The 17702-nt window shown below is 59.9% G+C and carries 20 protein-coding genes; 2 read left to right on the top strand and 18 right to left on the bottom strand.

Annotated elements, in window-relative coordinates:
* From HY36_RS07090 to HY36_RS17760, 18 genes are all read right to left on the bottom strand, one after another.
* Positions 1–628, bottom strand: a 628-nt coding sequence (locus HY36_RS07090; RefSeq protein WP_035550467.1) for an HAD-IA family hydrolase, incomplete at its 3' end; no start/stop codon positions are given.
* Positions 625–1671 carry an RluA family pseudouridine synthase gene (locus HY36_RS07085; protein ID WP_035550464.1) on the bottom strand — a complete coding sequence of 349 codons (1047 nt, stop codon included), beginning with the start codon at positions 1669–1671 and terminating at the stop codon, positions 625–627. The genes HY36_RS07085 and HY36_RS07090, both read right to left, overlap by 4 nt.
* Positions 1668–2051, bottom strand: coding sequence for a fluoride efflux transporter CrcB (gene crcB / locus HY36_RS07080; protein WP_035550462.1), 384 nt, complete (start codon positions 2049–2051; stop codon positions 1668–1670). The genes HY36_RS07085 and crcB overlap by 4 nt, the downstream gene beginning before the upstream one ends.
* A 189-nt stretch (positions 2052–2240) precedes the next feature.
* Positions 2241–2864: a CAP domain-containing protein gene (locus HY36_RS07075; protein ID WP_035550458.1), complete on the bottom strand. Its 624-nt coding sequence runs from the start codon at positions 2862–2864 to the stop codon at positions 2241–2243.
* Positions 2865–2991: 127 nt separating this feature from the next.
* Positions 2992–3465, bottom strand: coding sequence for a hypothetical protein (locus tag HY36_RS18615; protein WP_035550455.1), 474 nt, complete (start codon positions 3463–3465; stop codon positions 2992–2994).
* Positions 3462–4205: a type II secretion system protein N gene (gspN, locus tag HY36_RS07065; protein WP_035550453.1), complete on the bottom strand. Its 744-nt coding sequence runs from the start codon at positions 4203–4205 to the stop codon at positions 3462–3464. Before gspN ends, HY36_RS18615 begins: the two co-directional genes overlap by 4 nt.
* The gene (gene gspM, locus HY36_RS07060) at positions 4205–4681 is read right to left on the bottom strand and encodes a type II secretion system protein GspM (RefSeq protein ID WP_081806083.1); all 477 of its coding nucleotides are present in this window, start codon (positions 4679–4681) and stop codon (positions 4205–4207) included. The genes gspN and gspM overlap by 1 nt, the downstream gene beginning before the upstream one ends.
* Positions 4678–5784 (bottom strand): type II secretion system protein GspL, encoded by a 1107-nt coding sequence (gene gspL, locus HY36_RS07055; protein ID WP_035550446.1) that lies wholly within the window; start codon positions 5782–5784, stop codon positions 4678–4680. The genes gspM and gspL overlap by 4 nt, the downstream gene beginning before the upstream one ends.
* Positions 5784–6767 (bottom strand): type II secretion system minor pseudopilin GspK, encoded by a 984-nt coding sequence (gene gspK, locus HY36_RS07050; protein ID WP_206741164.1) that lies wholly within the window; start codon positions 6765–6767, stop codon positions 5784–5786. The genes gspL and gspK overlap by 1 nt, the downstream gene beginning before the upstream one ends.
* Positions 6767–7363 carry a type II secretion system minor pseudopilin GspJ gene (gspJ, locus tag HY36_RS07045; RefSeq protein ID WP_035550441.1) on the bottom strand — a complete coding sequence of 199 codons (597 nt, stop codon included), beginning with the start codon at positions 7361–7363 and terminating at the stop codon, positions 6767–6769. Before gspJ ends, gspK begins: the two co-directional genes overlap by 1 nt.
* On the bottom strand, positions 7360–7737 hold the full coding sequence (gene gspI, locus HY36_RS07040) for a type II secretion system minor pseudopilin GspI (protein WP_051602591.1): 378 nt from the start codon (positions 7735–7737) through the stop codon (positions 7360–7362). The genes gspJ and gspI overlap by 4 nt, the downstream gene beginning before the upstream one ends.
* Position 7738: 1 nt before the next feature.
* A complete protein-coding gene (locus HY36_RS07035) occupies positions 7739–8197 on the bottom strand; it encodes a prepilin-type N-terminal cleavage/methylation domain-containing protein (protein ID WP_035550439.1) in 459 nt (152 codons plus the stop codon).
* Entirely contained in the window at positions 8197–8655 is a 459-nt protein-coding gene (gene gspG / locus HY36_RS07030; protein WP_051602590.1) for a type II secretion system major pseudopilin GspG, read from the bottom strand. Before gspG ends, HY36_RS07035 begins: the two co-directional genes overlap by 1 nt.
* Positions 8656–8664: 9 nt before the next feature.
* Positions 8665–9873 carry a type II secretion system F family protein gene (locus HY36_RS07025; RefSeq protein ID WP_035550436.1) on the bottom strand — a complete coding sequence of 403 codons (1209 nt, stop codon included), beginning with the start codon at positions 9871–9873 and terminating at the stop codon, positions 8665–8667.
* The gene (locus HY36_RS07020) at positions 9873–11363 is read right to left on the bottom strand and encodes a GspE/PulE family protein (protein ID WP_162175961.1); all 1491 of its coding nucleotides are present in this window, start codon (positions 11361–11363) and stop codon (positions 9873–9875) included. The genes HY36_RS07025 and HY36_RS07020 overlap by 1 nt, the downstream gene beginning before the upstream one ends.
* Positions 11360–13309 carry a type II secretion system secretin GspD gene (gspD, locus tag HY36_RS07015; protein WP_035550432.1) on the bottom strand — a complete coding sequence of 650 codons (1950 nt, stop codon included), beginning with the start codon at positions 13307–13309 and terminating at the stop codon, positions 11360–11362. The genes HY36_RS07020 and gspD overlap by 4 nt, the downstream gene beginning before the upstream one ends.
* Entirely contained in the window at positions 13306–14202 is an 897-nt protein-coding gene (locus HY36_RS07010) for a type II secretion system protein N (protein ID WP_162175960.1), read from the bottom strand. Before HY36_RS07010 ends, gspD begins: the two co-directional genes overlap by 4 nt.
* A gap of 126 nt (positions 14203–14328) precedes the next feature.
* A complete protein-coding gene (locus HY36_RS17760) occupies positions 14329–14679 on the bottom strand; it encodes a helix-turn-helix transcriptional regulator (protein ID WP_051602589.1) in 351 nt (116 codons plus the stop codon).
* 166 nt (positions 14680–14845) lie between these two features.
* Between HY36_RS17760 and HY36_RS07000 the strand changes: the two genes are divergently transcribed.
* On the top strand, positions 14846–15151 hold the full coding sequence (locus HY36_RS07000) for a hypothetical protein (RefSeq protein WP_155841766.1): 306 nt from the start codon (positions 14846–14848) through the stop codon (positions 15149–15151).
* A 148-nt stretch (positions 15152–15299) separates the two neighbouring features.
* On the top strand, positions 15300–17687 hold the full coding sequence (locus HY36_RS06995) for a transketolase (RefSeq protein WP_051602588.1): 2388 nt from the start codon (positions 15300–15302) through the stop codon (positions 17685–17687).
* Positions 17688–17702: the final 15 nt, after the last annotated feature.

Genomic DNA, 17702 nt, shown 5'->3' with positions numbered 1-17702 from the left:
CATGGTGGATTTCGTGGGCGCCGACGTCTTCAAGTTCGTGGGCGGCGCCGAAGCCCCAGCTGACGCCGTGGGTGTAGACGCCGGCGGCGCGGCCCATGGAAATGTCGTGGATCGCATCGCCGATCATCAGGCTTTCATGCGGCGCGCAGCCCAGCGCGCCCATCGCTTGTTCCACCATGTGCGGATGCGGCTTGCCGGGGCCATCATCGGCGCACCAGATCGTGTCGAAGAAATGCTTGATGTCATGCGCCTCGAACAGGCTGGCGATGCCCTTGTGCGTCTTGCCGGTGGCCATGGCGATCAGCCAGCCCTCCTCGCGCAGCATTTCCAGCGTCTCCAGCGCACCATCATAAAGCGGCTGCGCAAAATCCGGACGGGCGCGGGCACGCACCCAGGAGTCCCGATAGTCCTGCACCAGCTTTTCAATGTCGTCAGCGCCGGCCTCCGGCGCCAGCTGGCCGCACGCCTGATGCAGGCTGAGTCCGACAATCTTTCGGGTACCCTCATAGTCCGGCGGGGTCAGCGCGGAGAGGCGAAAGGCCTCCACCATGATCTCATGGATCGACTGGCGGCTGTCGACGAGTGTTCCGTCCACGTCCCAGATGGCAAGTTTCAGACTGTCACTCATACAAAGGGCGCGAGCGGGTCCTTGCCCGCTTCCTGTTCGAGGAAGCCGAGCGCCTCAAAGGTCTGTTTCATGTGCGGCGGCAACGGCGCGACGATCTTGATCGGCTTGCCATTCTCGCGCGGGATGATCAGGGCGCGGGCATGCAGATGCAGGCCGGGCGCGAGGCCCTGAGGCACTTCCCGACGGCACTGGTATTTGAAATCACCCAGAATGGACGTGTTCATTTCCAGCATGTGGAAGCGCAGCTGGTGCATGCGACCGGTTTCCGGCTTCAGCGCGACCCAGGCCGCTTTCTGCCCGGCGGTGGAAACAACCGCATAATCCGTGATCGAATGACGTGCGCCTTCAACGCCTTGCGCAGAGCGGAACATGCGCTCCCGGTCGGCATCGCGGCGGCCCCGGGCCTTCGGGTGGATCACGCGGTAGCCATCCGGCTCGCGCTCATCCTCAATGCCCTTTACCATCCAGCAACGTATCTGGCCGAAAGGCGGATTGGGCACGGCGACCGTGACCGCCCAATAGACCTTGTCCATGTCGCGGCTGCGAAACTTTTCGGCAAGTTGTGCGGCGGCCTTCGGATATTTGGCCAGCAGCAGCACGCCGCTCGTATCCTTGTCGAGCCGGTGGACGAGGACCGGGCGGTGCTCGCCATCGCCCAGCGCGGCCAGCATGCCATCAATATGGCGGCCCTGCCCCGATCCGCCCTGCACGGCGATGCCGGCTGGCTTGTTGATGGCGATCATCTCGTCATCCTCATAGAGGATCAGGTCACGGATGAACCGGCGATCTTCCTCGGAGACGCGATCCGCCTTTTTCTGGGCCGGGCGCGTTGCATCCGCCTCCAGGATCGGCAGGCGCACCTGCTGGCCAGTCTCCAGCCGCGTATTCGCCTTGGCGCGAGACCCGTCGACGCGGATCTGCCCCGTGCGGAGCATCTTCTCGATCTGGCCCTGCGTGACTGGCACGCGACGCTTGACCCAGCGGTCAAGCCGGGTGCCGGATTCCTTGTCGGAAACCGTTTCTGTAACAATCTGGCCGCTCATGCGAACACCTTCCGCGCAATCCAAAGTCCAATGAACAGCGCCATTACGCCCAGCAACAGGGACAGGCCCGCATAGGCCCCCGCCTTCACCGTCTCGCCCTTGCGCAGGAATTCTGCCACTTCCAGCGAGAAGGCCGAAAACGTGGTGAACCCGCCAAGCACACCAGTCGCCAGGAAGAGCCGCGTCGTCTGGTGCAGCCCTTCTGCTTTCAGCGCCAGCCAGCCAACCAGCAGGCCCATCAGCAGGCTGCCCAGCAGGTTTACGGCAAACGTGCCATGCGGCCAGCCCGCCGGCAGATGGCGCACGGCCAAAAGACCGACGCCATGCCGAAGCGATGCGCCAATAGCGCCGCCTGCTGCAACTGCGAGAAATCCGTTCATGGCGGCCTTCTACCCGTTCACACGACGTTCTTAAAGGGCGAAACACCGTGAGGTGGCTCGGGCCGTCATGACCAAGCACGTAGCACAAAAAAAGGCCGGCCCGTGTCGGGCCGACCATTCTGAAAGGCGTCTTGGGGACATCGATCAGAAATTCGCGAATAGAGGGCCTGTCAGCCGGCCCTCTGATGCCTAGCGAGCTTGTGCGAGGCGGACCTCGGAATTCACCTTGCTGCTGACATAGTCTGGAGATGGCGAGTCCACACGGCCTTCAACGCCCGAGAAGAGCTGGACGATGTAGATCTTGCCATTCGCACGAACGGCGGCAATGCCCATGTGATCAAATTCGGACCGCGCCATATTCGCCGCGTTCACCGGATCGGATTTCAGCGCATTGAAGGCTTCGGCTGCGGTTCCGAAATCAGAGATCACGGCCATGTTCGCACCGAATGCACCAATCAGATGCGTACGCTCCAACATGCGGACGCGGTCCAGATGCCCACGACCTTCCGGATCGCTGTGCGCGATGTAATCCCGTGTGGCCATGTCATAGGCATGGATACGCGCAGCTTCGTTAAGCGACTGAAGGCTCTTCAGGCCATCGGCGCCCTGACTGGTCCGCATCGCATCCGTCAAACGGCTGAGTTCGGTTTGCATGAATGGATCAGCTTCTACACCCTGCGCCGATTGGAGGCAGGCTACAGTCTCTGATTGGAAAGCTGCGGGCTGAAGGGCGAGCCCGTCAGACAGGTCGCATTCCTGATCGGCATTTGCTGCCAGTCCCAGCGCCGCGAGCGCCAGAGCCGAGATTGACATATATTTGTAGCATCTCTGTAACATAACTGTCACAATACATTTTGCGACGAATTTGCGTCAAGTAACTACAAAATTGCGTATCTTTTCCGTATCGGCGTTTTCAGCTTAATGATCCAAGCACCTGAATTTACTCAGTATCGGGCTGGCACGCGCGCAATCCTGAGACGGGAATGACGGTTTCCCAACCTCCAGAATTCAGGAGCGTTATGCGGCCAGATGAAATTTTTTGTCCGCCTTCGACGGTCTCGCCGGGGGTAATCTTCAAGAAAACCGACTCACTTTCGGGGCCGATATAGTCCATCTCTGTCATGAATTGCCCGAACAGGCTGCCGCCCTGACGAACCATGGCAAGCGTCTGCTGGGTCTCAGCCAGCATGGTTTCGGCGGTGCTGGCGCCGGCCCTGGAGAAATAAATGAAGCGGCGGGGATCGCCCTGGGTCCAGAGAAACAGGCCGCACTCACCGGGTTCAAGATCCTGCGCGGGAAGATTCCCCGCAATGGGCACATCCGGCGCCGGCGGGACTGGCGCCTTTCCTGCCCCACTCGCGCAGCCTGCCAGGGCAAGCGTGCCCACCGTCAACATCGCAATCAACCGCTTCATGGACGGCTCCCTTCTGGTTTTAGCGGACGCTCATAGATCAGCGTGCCATTCTCGTCCCGAAAGCCAGCGAAGGCCAGATTTGCCTTCACTTCATCATCTGCCTCCGCAACGGTGACACGCAGGCCCGCAGATTGGCTGAACATCATATGCAGTACGGTACCGTCCGCCGCCTTACCCGACAGGTCGGCTTCGAATTGGCCATTCAGGCACCCAAGCGGTCCACTCACGATCGGCCAGTCGCGGCCAAAGCCAGCCGCCGCAAGGCGCACTACGTCGCTCGTCACAGTGCCCGCCGCGGACTCGCAGCGCTCGCCTGCCAGCCGGACCTGACCATCGGATAAGCGAATGGAGCCTCCAAGCTGCGCGATCATGGGGTCTACATTCCATTCGTCTGTGAGAGGCAGGTTGAGATTGACGTGATCCGCAAGAACGGAGTCCCGACTGGCTTTGATGTCCGCCTGTCCCTGCCCCTGCTGGCCGACCCAGCTGACATGGTGCGATGGTCCACCGCCCAGCATGCGCAGCAAGTCAGAATCCAGATTGATCGCCCCTACGGGCGTGCCGCGCCAGGAAAGGCCCGTCACCTGACCATGCCAGATCGAGCCGCGCGCCTGCTGCCAGCCCAATCCTCGCTCCGCCATACCGGATTGACGCAAGACAAACGACAGCGGCGTGAATGCGATGAGACCCCCGACAAGCGTGATCAGAAACAGGATGACAAAGAGCGTGCTGCTTCGCATCAGGTATCTCCTCCCGCGAACTCAAAGCTGGCGCGAACATATCCGCCCGGTTCGGCAAACATGGAAACCCGCTCTGGCACAATACCATAGGAGTCATCTGCATCAGCCAGCCACGCATAAACAAGTGTTGGTGCGGCCTGTTCGAATTGCAGGATCAGCCGGTCATCGTCTGTGGTCTGCAGGCGTGACACAGACAGACCGCGGGCGTTGGCAAGCTGCAACAGGTCCGCCCGCACATTGCCGCTGGACGCTTCAGATGATTCGGCAGGTCCGGTGCCTGTGGATCTTGTCGCCAGTTCCGCGGAGACCACGTCCAATTGCCGGCTTGCGGCTTCCAGCTTCATGGATGCATCGGCGCGCGCGGCCGTCACGGGGCGCACAACCCCAAACTGCGCCAGAGCAAAGATCACAAGCAACGCTGCCACGGCCAGCAAGCCCTTTTCGCGCCCCGACCGCTCGTTCCAATATTGCATCATGAGCGGCCTCCAATGGAAAGATCCCCGACGACGAGCCCATCCTCCAGTCGCGTATCGCCCAGATTCACACGCATGCCGGTCTGTTCGACAGCCTGCTTCAAATCCTGGTCTGCGCCGAAGGCGGGATAGGTCAGTGTGGCGCGCAGTTCGCCCATGTTGCGGTCATAACGCAAGCTGACCAGTGACGCCCCCGGTGTCTCTGCCACCGCGCCATAGAGCACCGCGCTTGTTTGCTCGAAATCGGCGGTCGGACTGCGCGACGCATTTCCCTCGCTCGCGCGCAAGGCAGCGGCGGGATTGGAGGGCATCGGCTGGTCTGGAAATGCCGCCGCATAGAGACGCGCTGTTTCCGCATCCAGACCGGCCGTCAGCTGTTTCATCTTCTCGATGGACCAGACGGACTGCGCGGTCCAGGCCAGGAAGAGCGATGCCGCCAACGCAGCAGGAAGACGGAAGCGGGTGAGATTGATCGATTGTTCAGATGGACGAGCGTATTCGCCTTGCCTGAAATCGACGAGGCGCGGTGCATTCTCTGCCCAGCTGGCGAGTTGGGTGAGGCTGTCGGTCTGCTGAATGTTCGGCTCAGCGCCCGTTTCCCGCATCAGCGCCGCCATCACATCTGATGGCCAATACGGATCAATCGCGACGGGACGTCCGCTGATTGTTGCGAGCTGTCGCGAACCGAAATCCACATGCGTTGACGCGGGCAGCACGGACAGGTCTGGCACAAGACGCGCAGCCCCAATCCCGGCAGAGTCCAATGCGTCCAACCAGCCCGCCATGCTCTGCCTTGAAACCGCATAGACGAGCCTGTGGTCACTGGCCTCTTGCGCGGCTGCGACTGCAACATGCATCGTATCGACGGGAACGGCGAGTTCATCTTCGATGGCAAATGCCGCGAGCCGTGTCATCTCGGCGGGCCGTTTCGCTGTCATCCGCACCCTGTGCGCAGACACCTCCGTGCCCGGCACGAACACGACCATATCCGCCCCGGAGGGAAGGGTTGCATTTGGCGGTAGCGTTTCAATCCCATGCGGACCACTGCGCACGAAACGCCACTCAGCGCCACTGGCGGGAATTTCCGTATATATACGCGTGCGCATCAGCGAAGGCTCCTGTGCGAGTTCAGCAGGACGAAACGGCCATTATCACCCCGCCCGTATAGAGCGTCTATTGCGATATCACCCGTTCCCGAAGACACTGTGATGATGGCGCCAATTACGCTCGAAACCGTAGAGAGCTCATGATCCCGGCGCAGTTCCGGCGCGATGCTCACCACATTCTCTGAAAGCAGAAATTCCTCAACATTCAACCAGCCCCCACTTGGCCGCGACAAGATAAGTCGTTCAGCTTCACTGACGCTCAGCTCTTCTGACAGCCGCGCCGCCAGCAGTGGCGCCTGTGACTCGGTCAGCGTATTGATGTTCATGGGGGGATTGTTCGTGTCCGAGCGTACACAGACAAGGTCTGAAATGGCGGCGCGCGTTTCTGGCGTATAGCCCTTGATGGCCCTCAGATCCTGACGGGACACGAGACGCTGGCCCGGTGTGCGATGCGGGACATCGCGATCAAAATACAGCGCGTCCTCGCCGCCGAACGCGCGTGGACTGGAGTCCGCGTCCATCCAGTCTGCCAGCGTATCAACCATTTCGCGTGCTTCGGTGCTGAACAGTCCAGCCCCTTCCAGCAGGCGATGAAGTTGATCCGTCGAGACCGTGCCGCCCGCATCTTCGGCGTCCGACAGGACCAGGGAATTCAGATTCAGGCAATTCGTGGCATCATACAGGTCTACGGTGATGACGCCGCGGGGATAGGTGAAGCGGATCGGCTCAGCGAAGATGGCAGAGTCGGCATCCAGTTTCCCATTTGTCTGAGCGAGCATTTCATTGACGATGACTTCGCCAACTGAAATCGCCCCCCGCGCCGCCCAGAAGCGATCCGCCCTGTCGGTGGAAACGCGCGAAACATGGACCGATCTGGCGAGCGCGTCGGTCGCCGCCAGCGCAGCGGTCGACATCAACACTATCAGCAACAGAACACTGAGAAGCGTCGCGCCGCGTTCAGTATCGCGGTTTTCTGATTTCATCATCCGGCGCCTCCCACCAGGAAGACCTGCCGCAATTCGTCACCCTCTCCGAACACAAGCGTGAGCTCTACCAGTTCCGGCAACGCATCCGCCTGCCCCGACCAGTCCAGCCGCCAGTTCTCACTGGAGAAGAACCGAATGCCCACCGTTTCGAGACCTTGCGCCAAGACCCGATCAGCATACGGCGTTCTGTAAACCGGGTCTGGCCGCAACCACGCTCGGCGCACCAAGCTTCCATTATCAAGAAGATACTCGACCCGTTGCAAGTCTCCGCGCGGATCGGTTTCATCCGGATTGAACCAGCCCGCACGGGTGAACGCCATCAAGGGTTCAAGTGTGGAATACCCTCCACTGAACGCCCTTGGCGCATCTAGCCCGTTCGCGGGGCGTGTCCGCCGCAAAGTCGCATTGGCAAGATCATCCCTCAATAGGCTATGCGCCGCGCTTTGGCTGCGCACCATGTCTGTGCGGGCTTCCACCATCTGCCCGGAGCGTAATGTCTGGATCAGCAAGGTAGAGCCGGCAACCATCAGAAGGGATGTCACCGCCAGGGCAACGAGCATTTCAATAAGCGAGAAACCAGCAGTCCTGCTCATGGCGCGGCCCTGTGCACAAGTGTTTGGCGGGTCACCAATTGCTGGTCTGTCTCTGCGTCGCTGACAATCACCTGCACCGCGAACAGGTTCTGCCGATCTGTCGCCGCGATCGTGCGCGTCCATGCGAGCGCTCGGCCCCGCTGCACGCTCGTTCCAGACTGGATACCCGGCGCGAACGTGTCCGACACTGCCATGATTTCCGCGATCTGATTGTCCGCTTCGACCGTCGCCAGGAAGCGCTGGTCAACATGCCGGGCGCCCACGAGCGTTTCATTGCCCAGATGCGCCAGTGACATGGCCGCGATGCTGAAGACGCCCAATGCGACCAGCACCTCAACCAGTGTAAATCCATGCTCCTGACGCGTGATGGCCATCCTAACGCTCCACCCTGAACTGACCAGCCGCAGAAACATTGATCGTCCGTACGGCAGTGCCCTCTCTCAGCGTTAGTGGTCGACCGCTGACCATGCCTGTGGGGTCGGCCACAATGGCGGGCCAGTCCTTGCGATCGTCTCGGCCCTTGCGAACCGCCAACTGGATGGAAGACGGCAAACGGTGGTTTGACCTGGCCATCGCCACCCAGTCGCCATTGGCCCAAGATTGAGATTGGTATCCCTGAGCAGTCAGGTGGATCGCGCGCAATTCACCGGACGAGATCGCCTCATCCGAAATGCGTTCGATTGCGTCCTCCAATCGCGCAAGCTCACGATCCAGCCCGGACGGCTGACGTGGGAGCGTCATGACGATGGCCGCGCTGGCAAGCGCCAGAATGAACAAGGCGACAAGCACTTCCACCAATGACATGCCCGACTGAGAGGACGATGACAGCTTCATCAGGACATGGAATCCCAATTGCCGATATCATCATCCGTTCCGGCCTGACCATCCGGCCCTGTCGAGAACACATCATATGCGCCGCCCGACCGTGTGCCCGGATAGGCGTATTGATAGGCATTGCCCCAGGGATCGGTGCGCAGGCGCTTGATGTATCCGCCGGGGCGATACTGAGCCGCCTGCGGCCCCGTGGGCGCAGTGTTGAGCGCCGCCAGACCCTGATCCGCAGAGGGGTAATTGTACATGTCCAGATTGTACATATCGAGCGCGCTTTCGAGCGCCGCGATATCAGAATGCGCCTTGCCGATACGGGATTGATCCGTTGCGGGCGCAACATTGATGACGATCAGCGTGGCCAACAGACCCATGATGAAAACAACCACCATCAATTCAACGAGTGAAAAGCCTGCCGACATGTTGCGACGGCCCTGTTCTGTTTCGGGTGCTTTGAAGTCCATGAAAGCCTCCTATCCAATAGCGAGTGTGTTGAGTTGCAGGATTGGCAGCATGACCGACAGGACGATCAGCCCGACTATCCCGCCCAGAACAACAATGATCAGCGGTTCCAGCAAGGACAGCAGGGTCGAAGAGCCAGTTTCGAATTCTGAATCCAGAAAGTCAGCGGCGCGGGTCATCATGCCCGGAATGTCCCGGCCCGCCTCACCGCTCGACACCATGTGCACCATCATCGGCGGGAAGACGCCCGTGGCCTTCAAGGCGCCAGCAAAGGAACCACCTTCCCGGACGCGCTCTGCTATCTGATCGGCGGCATTGCTGAAGACGAGGTTTCCCGACGCCCCCTTGGCGCCCGCGAGCGCCTCAAGCACGGTCGCTCCCGAGCCGGACAGCGTGGCGAACACGCGGGCGAACCGACCCGCACAGACGGTGCGGTTCAATGGGCCAATAATGGGCATGAGCAAGCTGTAATGATCCAATGCCCGGCGGACGACAGGCAATCGCGCGGCACGGACAATCAGGAAGATACCTGTCGCCAAAACGAGACCAATGAGGATACCATGCGCCTTCAACGTCTCCGACATGCCGATGACGATCCGGGTAATGAGCGGTATGTCCGCATCGAACAGATCGAATTGCTCGACCAGACGCGGCACCACGAACAGCATCATGGCAATGATCATACCGACCGCCATCACCCCAAGCACCGCAGGGTAAATCAGCGCCGCCTGAACTTTCTGACGAAGTTGATGACTGCGTTCCAGATAAGTGGCGAGCCGTTCGGTGACATCACCCAGGCGACCTGACATTTCACCGGCGGACACCACTGAACGCACGAGCGGAGGGAACGCCTTTGGCGCGATCGACATGGCGTCCGCCAGGCGCGCGCCCTCAGTCACTTCGGCCTTAATGGCATGTAGCACTCTTTGGGATTGCGGCGTCGAGGCATCCTCCGCAGCCGCGGCAAGGGCCTGTTCAACTGGCAAGCCGGATTGGAGCAGAACTGACAATTGCCGCACGAGCAGAACCCGCTGTTTCTCGCTGATACCGCCGCGGACACGGCTCGCTTTGGCAGCTGTCTCGCTTACCGGGTTCACATCAAGCGCCATGAGATCTCTCAGACGCAATTCCCGTCGTGCGGAGCGTGGACTGTCGGCAGAGATGATACCCTTTTGACGGCGACCATGTCCGTCAACCGCAACATACTCGAAGGCTGGCATTACGCGCCTCCCTTGCGACAGACGCGCAGGACTTCGGCAGGGCTGGTGTCCTGAGACACCACGTAGCGACGCGCATTGTCGATCAGGCGATCATGGACGCTGAAGGCAGCCTCATCGATCTGATGCTCACTGGCTTCACTGCCCAGAAGGTCGCGAATTTCGTGATCAACGGTCAAAAGCTCGTAGATGCCGATGCGTCCATCAAACCCGGTATTGCCGCAAGAGAAGCATCCATTCGGCTCCCCGACCATGACTGCGTCACCGGAGGAGAAGCCAAGCGCTTCCAGTTCGGCCCCGGTCGCCGGGCGCTCTGTCTTGCAATTCGGGCAGAGGCGACGCACCAGACGCTGCGCCATCACGGCGCGCAGCGTAGACGCGAGCAAATACGCCTCGACGCCCATGTCGCGCAGGCGGGTAATGGCCCCGGCGGCGCTGTTCGTGTGCAGCGTTGAGAGCGCAAGACGCCCCGTGGATGCAAACTCGAACGCGACTTCGGCAGTCTCGGAGTCCCGGATCTCACCCACCATCACGACATTCGGATCCTGGCGCAGAATCGAGCGGAGCGTTGCCGCAAAATTGAGGCCGACTTTGTGGTCCATCTGGGTCTGACTGATGCCCGGAAGTCCGTACTCGACGGGATCTTCGAGGGTCATGATGTTATCGCGGCCGTTGTTGAGCCGGGACAGGGAGGCATAAAGAGTCGTGGTTTTGCCGGAGCCAACAGGTCCGGTCACGAGGATGACGCCGTTCGGCTGGGCCAGCGCATCCGAGAAGCGCGCCAGTGTTTTCTCGTCCATGCCCAGTTCCGTCAGGCCCACCAGGGCATTTTTCGTGTCCAGCAGGCGCAGCACGACCCGCTCGCCATATCGCGTGGGCAGCGTGGCAACACGCACATCGATGGACCTCCCGCCAACTGACAGAGAGATGCGCCCGTCCTGGGGCAAGCGTTTCTCCGCGATATCCAGCCGGGCCATGACCTTGATACGCGAGACAATCGGCGCAGCCAGCTTTCGGGGGGGCGTCAAGACTTCAACAAGATCCCCATCAATCCGATAGCGGATGGAAAGATTGCTTTCGAACGGGTCCATATGGATATCCGATGCCCGCCGCTTGATGGCTTCGTGGATCAAACCATTGATGAGACGAATAACCGGCGCATCATCCTGACCATCCAACAGGTCAGCCGCCTTCGGTAGGTCGTCAATCAGGCTTTCAAGCCCACCCCGGCTTTCAACAGCAGCGTCAATGTCGTCATCCGCCATGGGACCGGTTGCAAACGCTTCGGCCAGGATCTGGTCATACTTGTCCTTGTCAAAAGCCTCGACCGCAAACACGTCGCCAAGCGCGCGGCGCGCCTCGATCAGAGCCAATGGGTCAGCCCCCTGACGGACAGCAACCGTTAGGCGGTCACGTCCGGACAGGACGACCAGACCCTTGTCCTTTGCAAAGGCATAGGTGAATTGTGTGGGGGCGAGTTCAGACGGCATCATTTCGGGGGCGGGCTTCCCAGCACTTCCGTGATGAAATTGTCGATGGAGGATGTGCCATCGCTTTCACCTTCCCACAGTTCTTCGGCACGAATGTAGTTGTAGGACCGGCTGGTCGCACCTGCCGCATCCCTGCGGTCACGAATAACCGTGGGGCGGATGAAGACCATCAGATTGGTCCGGCCGAGGGATTTTCCTTCCGTGCGGAACAACCGACCCGCAACCGGAATGTCCCCCAGCACCGGAACTTTCTGATTGGAAAATTCCTCTTTCTGCTCGATCAAGCCGCCGAGCACGATGATTTCACCATCATCCGCGATTACACTGGTTGAGATTTCGCGCGTGTTGAAGACAACATCGGTGACGCCGGCGGCGATAGCCCCCGCAACATTCGACACTTCCTGTTCGATCTGCATGCGAATTGTATTGTCGTTGGAAATGCGTGGCGTGACGGTAAGAGACACACCAACATCCTTTCGCTCGACCGTGGTGAACGGGTTGCTGTTATCATCACCCAGGACCTGTCCCGTTGTGATCGGCACGTTCTGACCGACCAGAAGCGAGGATGTTCCATTGTCGAGGGTCATATTGAACGGCTTCGACAAGATACGGGAGTTCGTGTCGGCCTCGACAGCTGTCAGCACCGCGCCGAACAGCGTATCACCATCCTGTCCCCCTACGCCAACGGTCAGACCGGTCAGGCCAAGCAGGGAATTGAGGGCTGCGGTGGTCAGCGCCTCATTGACGGTCTCATCATCGCCGGAGAAAGGCGTATCATCGCTGATCGCGCCTGCCAGGGTCAGCAGGTTCGGGGCAGATGCGGAGAAATTGGTTGTCGCAAATGGCGTCGAGTTGCTGCCCGTGCCGGACAACAGGAATTGCAGACCAAGTTGGCGCGCCGTGTCGTCTGACATTTCGACGATGATCGCCTCGACGAGAACCTGAGCCCTGCGACGGTCCAGGTCAGAGATCACGCGCTCAAGGCTGAGGAGTGTTTCCGGCGCGGCGCTGATCACGAGCGAATTCGTGGAATCATGATGCGCGATGGTTGTTGCCTCGTTCGGCTCCGCAAGACCGCGACGCTTGTCGATCGCGTATGCGACTTGCTGAAGAATTGGCACGACCTCGTTTGCGTCAGCATTGTTCAGCGGAACTACACGGATTGTGTCTTTCAACCGGTCGCGTCCGTCCAGGTCGGCTGTAACCAGTTTCGCCCGCTCAACCGCAGCAGGATCCCCCCGGAGGATGAGCGCATTGCCGGCTTCCGATGCGATGGCCTTGAAATTGGTCTTGTAGCTGTCTTCAGACGTGCTCGCGTTCAGCGACGTAAGGATGCTCGCCACTTCCGTGGCAGATGTGTTCGCCAACTGGATGGTCGCTGTCACGGACGGGTCGACATCAATATTGCCAACCATGTTCCGCAGGCGCGGTACGTTGGACGCATAGTCGACGACCACGAGCGTATTTGACTGGCTGTTGGCGATTACCTGCCCCTGCTCATCAATAATCGGCTTCAGCATTTTCGCCGCTTCCACCGCGTTCACATGCTTCAGATTGAAGATCTCCGTAGTGAACGCGTTTGAGCCGTAGGCAGACATACCGGCCTCACCAACAGCGCTCTGTTCCGGGACAATGCGGTAAGTTGCCTTGCCCGCCGGGATCGCCGCGAAACCATGCACGCGAAGCGATGACAGGAAAACATCGAAGACCTGCTGGCGCGTCAATGGCGTGGTCGAAGACACGGTGATGCGCTTGGTGCGGGCTTCAGGGTGAACCACGAATGTGTATCCGGTGACCGTCGACACATCCGCAATCAGGGCCGAAAGCTCAACGTCTTCGAAGTTGAGCACGTGGCGCGCTGTATCTGAAGGCGCCTGATTGGCGAGGGCAAAAGCGGACGGTGTCGCCGCTATGAACGCTGTCGCTGACAAGAGGGTTTTGAGTTTCATCGGGATCGGGCCTCCTCTGGCGCGAGCGTGTGGTCGAATGTTTGTCCATCGCGGTCGAGCGTCAGCCGAACCGGGGCGGGATCTGAAAATTTGCGGGCGAGTTCTGCGGGCGGCACGTCTGTGATCGCGGCGCCGTCGAGGCCGATCACGACATCACCCGGTCGAAGGCCGGCCTGGATGAGAACAGTCTCATCGCCGCGCGAGCCGATCCGGTAGCCAACGAAATCGGTTCCGCGGTGAACCGGATCAATCGTGATGCTGGATACCAGATCCGCGCGCGCGACCCGGGATGTCGTTGTATTGGGAGACAAGCCGTCGCGCGCCTCGTTACTGCCGGGAGTTGTCAGCACTGACAGTAATCCCGCGCCGCCCTCCATGAGCAGGGCTTCGGTTTGTCCCGCCTTTCGGAGGGTCACCCGATCTGCATAGATCCGGTGAAGTGTGACGCCATCCAGAATGACTTCTCCCGGCCTGTAGGCCGCGGTCTCGTTGTTCGGTGTCGTGATCCAGGCAATGCCATCGGCCTCGTCTGAAGAGGCGCGGACGCCGCGGAGACGCAAGTTCAGGCTGGTCTCCGGAGCATCGGGTGTGTCGGCCAGAATCGCCGCACCGGCACCGAAGGGATTCTCATGAATCAATCGGGATGTATCCACCGCGATTGCTGATGTCGTGACCATTGGTCCCTGTACCGAAGCACGTACAGGAATGTCTGGCGACACAGCCCCGCCGGGCTCAATGGCAAGCCAGGCGAGCTTGGCAGCGCTCAGGCCGAGTCCGATCACAAGAACGGCTTCAATTGCGCGCAATGCCGGGCTGGCACCCTGCCGCGCAATCTTCGCAAGAGATTCGAACCGTTCCACGCTCAACTCGACCCACTTTCCCCGGTCTTTCAACGACCAACGGGCTCGCGATTCGTGTCGCAAGCCCTTTCACTCAATCTCTCAACCTGGATCAGATCGCGACGTTTGGTCGGCGTCTCACCAGATAACTCCTTAACTCGCGCGAACCGCGCCTGCCAATCAGGTCAGCAGATCCACCGGCACATCGAGGGCGTCTGCCAATCGCTTCGCCGTCTTGAGGCCGTAAGACATTCCGCGCTCGATCGCCGAAATGTGGTTTGGCCGGATGCCGCACAGATCACTCAAGTCCTTCTGCGTCATCAGTCGGTATTGCCGGACAACCCTTACCGGGTTTTCGCCCTCGCGAATCCGCTCAGAGACTTCCTCCGGCACATTGGCGGCGGCATCGCTTTCGACCGAGTTCAGTTGCTGCGCCAGGCCGGCGACCGACTGTTCAAGGTCAGACACCTTCTTCTCAAGGTCCAAAACCTTGATTTCCAAGGAATAAACCAGCTCAAAGTCGCTTGACACAGCTATGCCCCTCTGCAGTTGCTGCACCGATATGCGCTTTTCTGTACGGTTTAATGTCGGGAGTAATAAAGTTCTGTGACAGCCTCAGCCGGCGTCCCGTCTTGCGGGCCATAATCGCTTAACCGAATCGCCGCCTCCTCAGGCTACGCGATTTCGGGAGCTGACCATGTCGATTAAATGGGTTCGCCGCAGGGCGCATATGCGCCGCCTTCCGTCCGGCCAAACTGTTGAGGTTGCGGCCTCCTGGATGCCCATTGAACGCAATGAAAGCGGCAGTCCGGAGCGATCGAGTCATTCCGCATGCCCAATCTGCGGCGCGCCGATCCTCAGCCAGCGCATGCCAAATGGCGGCTGGGTTCACTATGAGCGTCACCGCAATTTCAGCCGGATCAAACATCCCTGCTTTTATAGAGGGGATGATATGGCCCCGGCACGCGACGAGGAAACAGGCGACCTATTCGCAGAGCTCTGACGCGCACATTTTACCCCGCTCACACGATTATGGAGTACACATTTTCGCGCACCCATGAGCATTGGGGATGATCTCGCCCCTGCGCGGTGTTACCAGTCCTGTTCAAACGGCGAACGAACGCGCGCCGATGTAATACGGGATCATCGTCATGACGAATTTCGACGCACTGAAATCCATGGAACAACGCCTGCTCTGGCTGTCATCCTGGATCGTGCACAACGCCAACCATCTTCGCCCAAAGGAAGACGGAGACGTTAAAGTCGGCGGCCATCAGGCTTCCTGCGCGTCGATGGTGTCCATCATGACCGCGCTCTACTTCCACACATTGCGCCCGGAAGACCGCGTTGCGGTGAAGCCCCACGCATCACCTGTCTTTCACGCCATGCAATACATGATGGGAAACCAGACGCGCGAAAAACTCGAAAACTTTCGCGGCTATGGCGGCGCCCAATCCTATCCCAGCCGCACCAAGGATGTGGATGACGTCGACTTCTCCACAGGATCGGTCGGGCTTGGCGTTGCAATCACGGCCTTCGCCTCCCTGATGCAGGACTATCTGGAAGCGAAAGATTGGGCCGGCGACCGAAAACTGGGGCGCATGATCGCTCTGGTTGGCGATGCCGAACTCGACGAAGGCAATGTCTATGAATGCCTGCAGGAAGGCTGGAAACATGGCCTGCGCAATACATGGTGGGTGATCGACTATAATCGCCAGAGTCTGGACGGCGTGGTCCATGAGGGGCTTTGGGAAAAAATCGACGCGATCTTCAAGGCGTTCGGCTGGCGAACCGTGGTGCTGCGTCACGGCGTGCTGCAACGGGCCGCCTTTGAAGAACCCGGTGGTGAGGCGCTGAAGGAATGGATCCAGTCCTGTCCAAATGCTGACTACTCTGCCCTCACCTATCAGGGCGGCGCGGCATGGCGCAAACGCCTGTTGGACGATATTGGCGACCAGGGCGATGTTACAGCCTTGTTGGAAAAGCGAAGCGATGAAGAGCTAAGCGCGCTCATGAACAATCTGGGCGGGCAGTGCGTTCAGACGCTGACAGATGCTTTCGACAGTATCAACGATGATCAGCCTACAGTCTTCCTTGCCTACACGATCAAGGGCTGGGGCACGCCGCTGGCCGGACACAAGGACAACCATGCCGGCCTGATGAACCCGCCGCAAATGGCAGACTTCCAGAAGCGCATGAATGTGCCCGAAGGGCAGGAATGGGAGAGACTGGCAGGCATCGACGATCCCGACGCGCTTCAGGCACTGATGGACACTGCCGCCTTCTTCGCAGAGGGGCGCCGCCGCTTTGAAGCCCCACGAGTGGAGAGCTCCGGGCCGGTATTCCTTGACGATCGAAACCAGTCGACCCAGGCAGGCTTCGGAAAGATTCTGGACGCAATCGCCAAATCTGACAGCGAACTGGCGGACCGCATCCTCACCACCTCGCCTGACGTTACTGCATCAACCAATCTTGGCCCGTGGGTAAACAGGCGCAGCCTGTTCGCACGCGAGTCCAAGGGAGATACGTTCCGGGAACAGAGAATCCCCTCGACGCAGAAATGGCAGTTCTCCCCCGAGGGCCAGCATATCGAACTTGGCATTGCCGAAATGAATTTGTTCCTGATGCTGGGCGCAGCGGGATTGTCACACAGCCTATTTGGTGAACGTATCCTTCCCATCGGCACAGTGTATGACCCCTTTGTGGCGCGTGGCCTCGATGCGCTTAATTATGCCTGCTATCAGGATTCCCGCTTCATCATTGTCGGAACGCCATCGGGCGTCACGCTGGCCCCGGAAGGTGGCGCGCACCAGTCTATCGGCGCGCAGCTAATCGGCATGAGTCAGGACGGACTGGTCTCATTCGAACCGGCATTCCTGGACGAGTTGTCCATCATCATGGATTGGTCATTCGACTACCTTCAGCGCAGCGGCGAAGGCGACCCCGATGAACGCACATGGCTCCGCGATGAAACAGGCGGCTCCGTTTATCTTCGGCTGACCACCCGCTCCATTGACCAGCTTGGCCTCAAAGCACGCGACGACGCAGAGTTTCAGCGCGGCGTTGTCGATGGTGGCTATTGGCTGCGCGAACCCGGTCCAAACTGCGAAGTCGTGATCGCCTATCAGGGCTGTGTCGCGCCGGAGGTAATTGAAGCGGCCGGCCGCATCGGCAATGACCGGCGTGACATCGGCGTATTGGCAATTACCTCAGCTGACAGACTGAATTCGGGCTGGACCGCCGCAAGGCGTGCGAGAGCCAGAGGTCATGTGGATGCTACCAGCCAGATTGAACGACTGATGGGGTCGGTCTCACGCGATGCAACCCTGATCACGGTGACGGATGGCCATCCGGCGACGCTGGCCTGGATCGGCTCGGTCATGGGACACCGCACAGCGCCGCTCGGCGTGGAGCATTTCGGTCAAACCGGCACAATCAACGATCTCTATCGGCACTTCATGATTGATGCCGACGCCATCGTCTCCGCCGCAAACCACCTCTCAGCCGGGCGCAAGATACGCCTCGCGAAACAGATCTGACCACTCGCCGTCGCC

Origin of the sequence: Hyphomonas atlantica corrig., assembly GCF_000682715.1 — a bacterium.
Classification (GTDB): Bacteria; Pseudomonadota; Alphaproteobacteria; order Caulobacterales; family Hyphomonadaceae; genus Hyphomonas; species Hyphomonas atlantica.
This window is presented reverse-complemented; position numbering and strand designations above follow the sequence as displayed.

Coding starts and splice junctions, on each gene's coding strand:
- HY36_RS07085 (WP_035550464.1), bottom strand. CDS start 1,671: ATGAGCGGCCAGATTGTTACAGAAACGGTTTCCGACAAGGAATCCGGC.
- gspM (WP_081806083.1), bottom strand. CDS start 4,681: ATGATGCAATATTGGAACGAGCGGTCGGGGCGCGAAAAGGGCTTGCTG.
- gspL (WP_035550446.1), bottom strand. CDS start 5,784: ATGCGCACGCGTATATATACGGAAATTCCCGCCAGTGGCGCTGAGTGG.
- HY36_RS18615 (WP_035550455.1), bottom strand. CDS start 3,465: ATGAAGCGGTTGATTGCGATGTTGACGGTGGGCACGCTTGCCCTGGCA.
- HY36_RS07020 (WP_162175961.1), bottom strand. CDS start 11,363: ATGATGCCGTCTGAACTCGCCCCCACACAATTCACCTATGCCTTTGCA.
- gspI (WP_051602591.1), bottom strand. CDS start 7,737: ATGGCCATCACGCGTCAGGAGCATGGATTTACACTGGTTGAGGTGCTG.
- HY36_RS07075 (WP_035550458.1), bottom strand. CDS start 2,864: ATGTCAATCTCGGCTCTGGCGCTCGCGGCGCTGGGACTGGCAGCAAAT.
- gspJ (WP_035550441.1), bottom strand. CDS start 7,363: ATGAGCAGGACTGCTGGTTTCTCGCTTATTGAAATGCTCGTTGCCCTG.
- HY36_RS07000 (WP_155841766.1), top strand. CDS start 14,846: ATGTCGATTAAATGGGTTCGCCGCAGGGCGCATATGCGCCGCCTTCCG.
- gspN (WP_035550453.1), bottom strand. CDS start 4,205: ATGCGAAGCAGCACGCTCTTTGTCATCCTGTTTCTGATCACGCTTGTC.
- HY36_RS07035 (WP_035550439.1), bottom strand. CDS start 8,197: ATGAAGCTGTCATCGTCCTCTCAGTCGGGCATGTCATTGGTGGAAGTG.
- HY36_RS06995 (WP_051602588.1), top strand. CDS start 15,300: ATGACGAATTTCGACGCACTGAAATCCATGGAACAACGCCTGCTCTGG.
- gspD (WP_035550432.1), bottom strand. CDS start 13,309: ATGAAACTCAAAACCCTCTTGTCAGCGACAGCGTTCATAGCGGCGACA.
- gspG (WP_051602590.1), bottom strand. CDS start 8,655: ATGGACTTCAAAGCACCCGAAACAGAACAGGGCCGTCGCAACATGTCG.
- crcB (WP_035550462.1), bottom strand. CDS start 2,051: ATGAACGGATTTCTCGCAGTTGCAGCAGGCGGCGCTATTGGCGCATCG.
- HY36_RS07025 (WP_035550436.1), bottom strand. CDS start 9,873: ATGCCAGCCTTCGAGTATGTTGCGGTTGACGGACATGGTCGCCGTCAA.
- gspK (WP_206741164.1), bottom strand. CDS start 6,767: ATGAAATCAGAAAACCGCGATACTGAACGCGGCGCGACGCTTCTCAGT.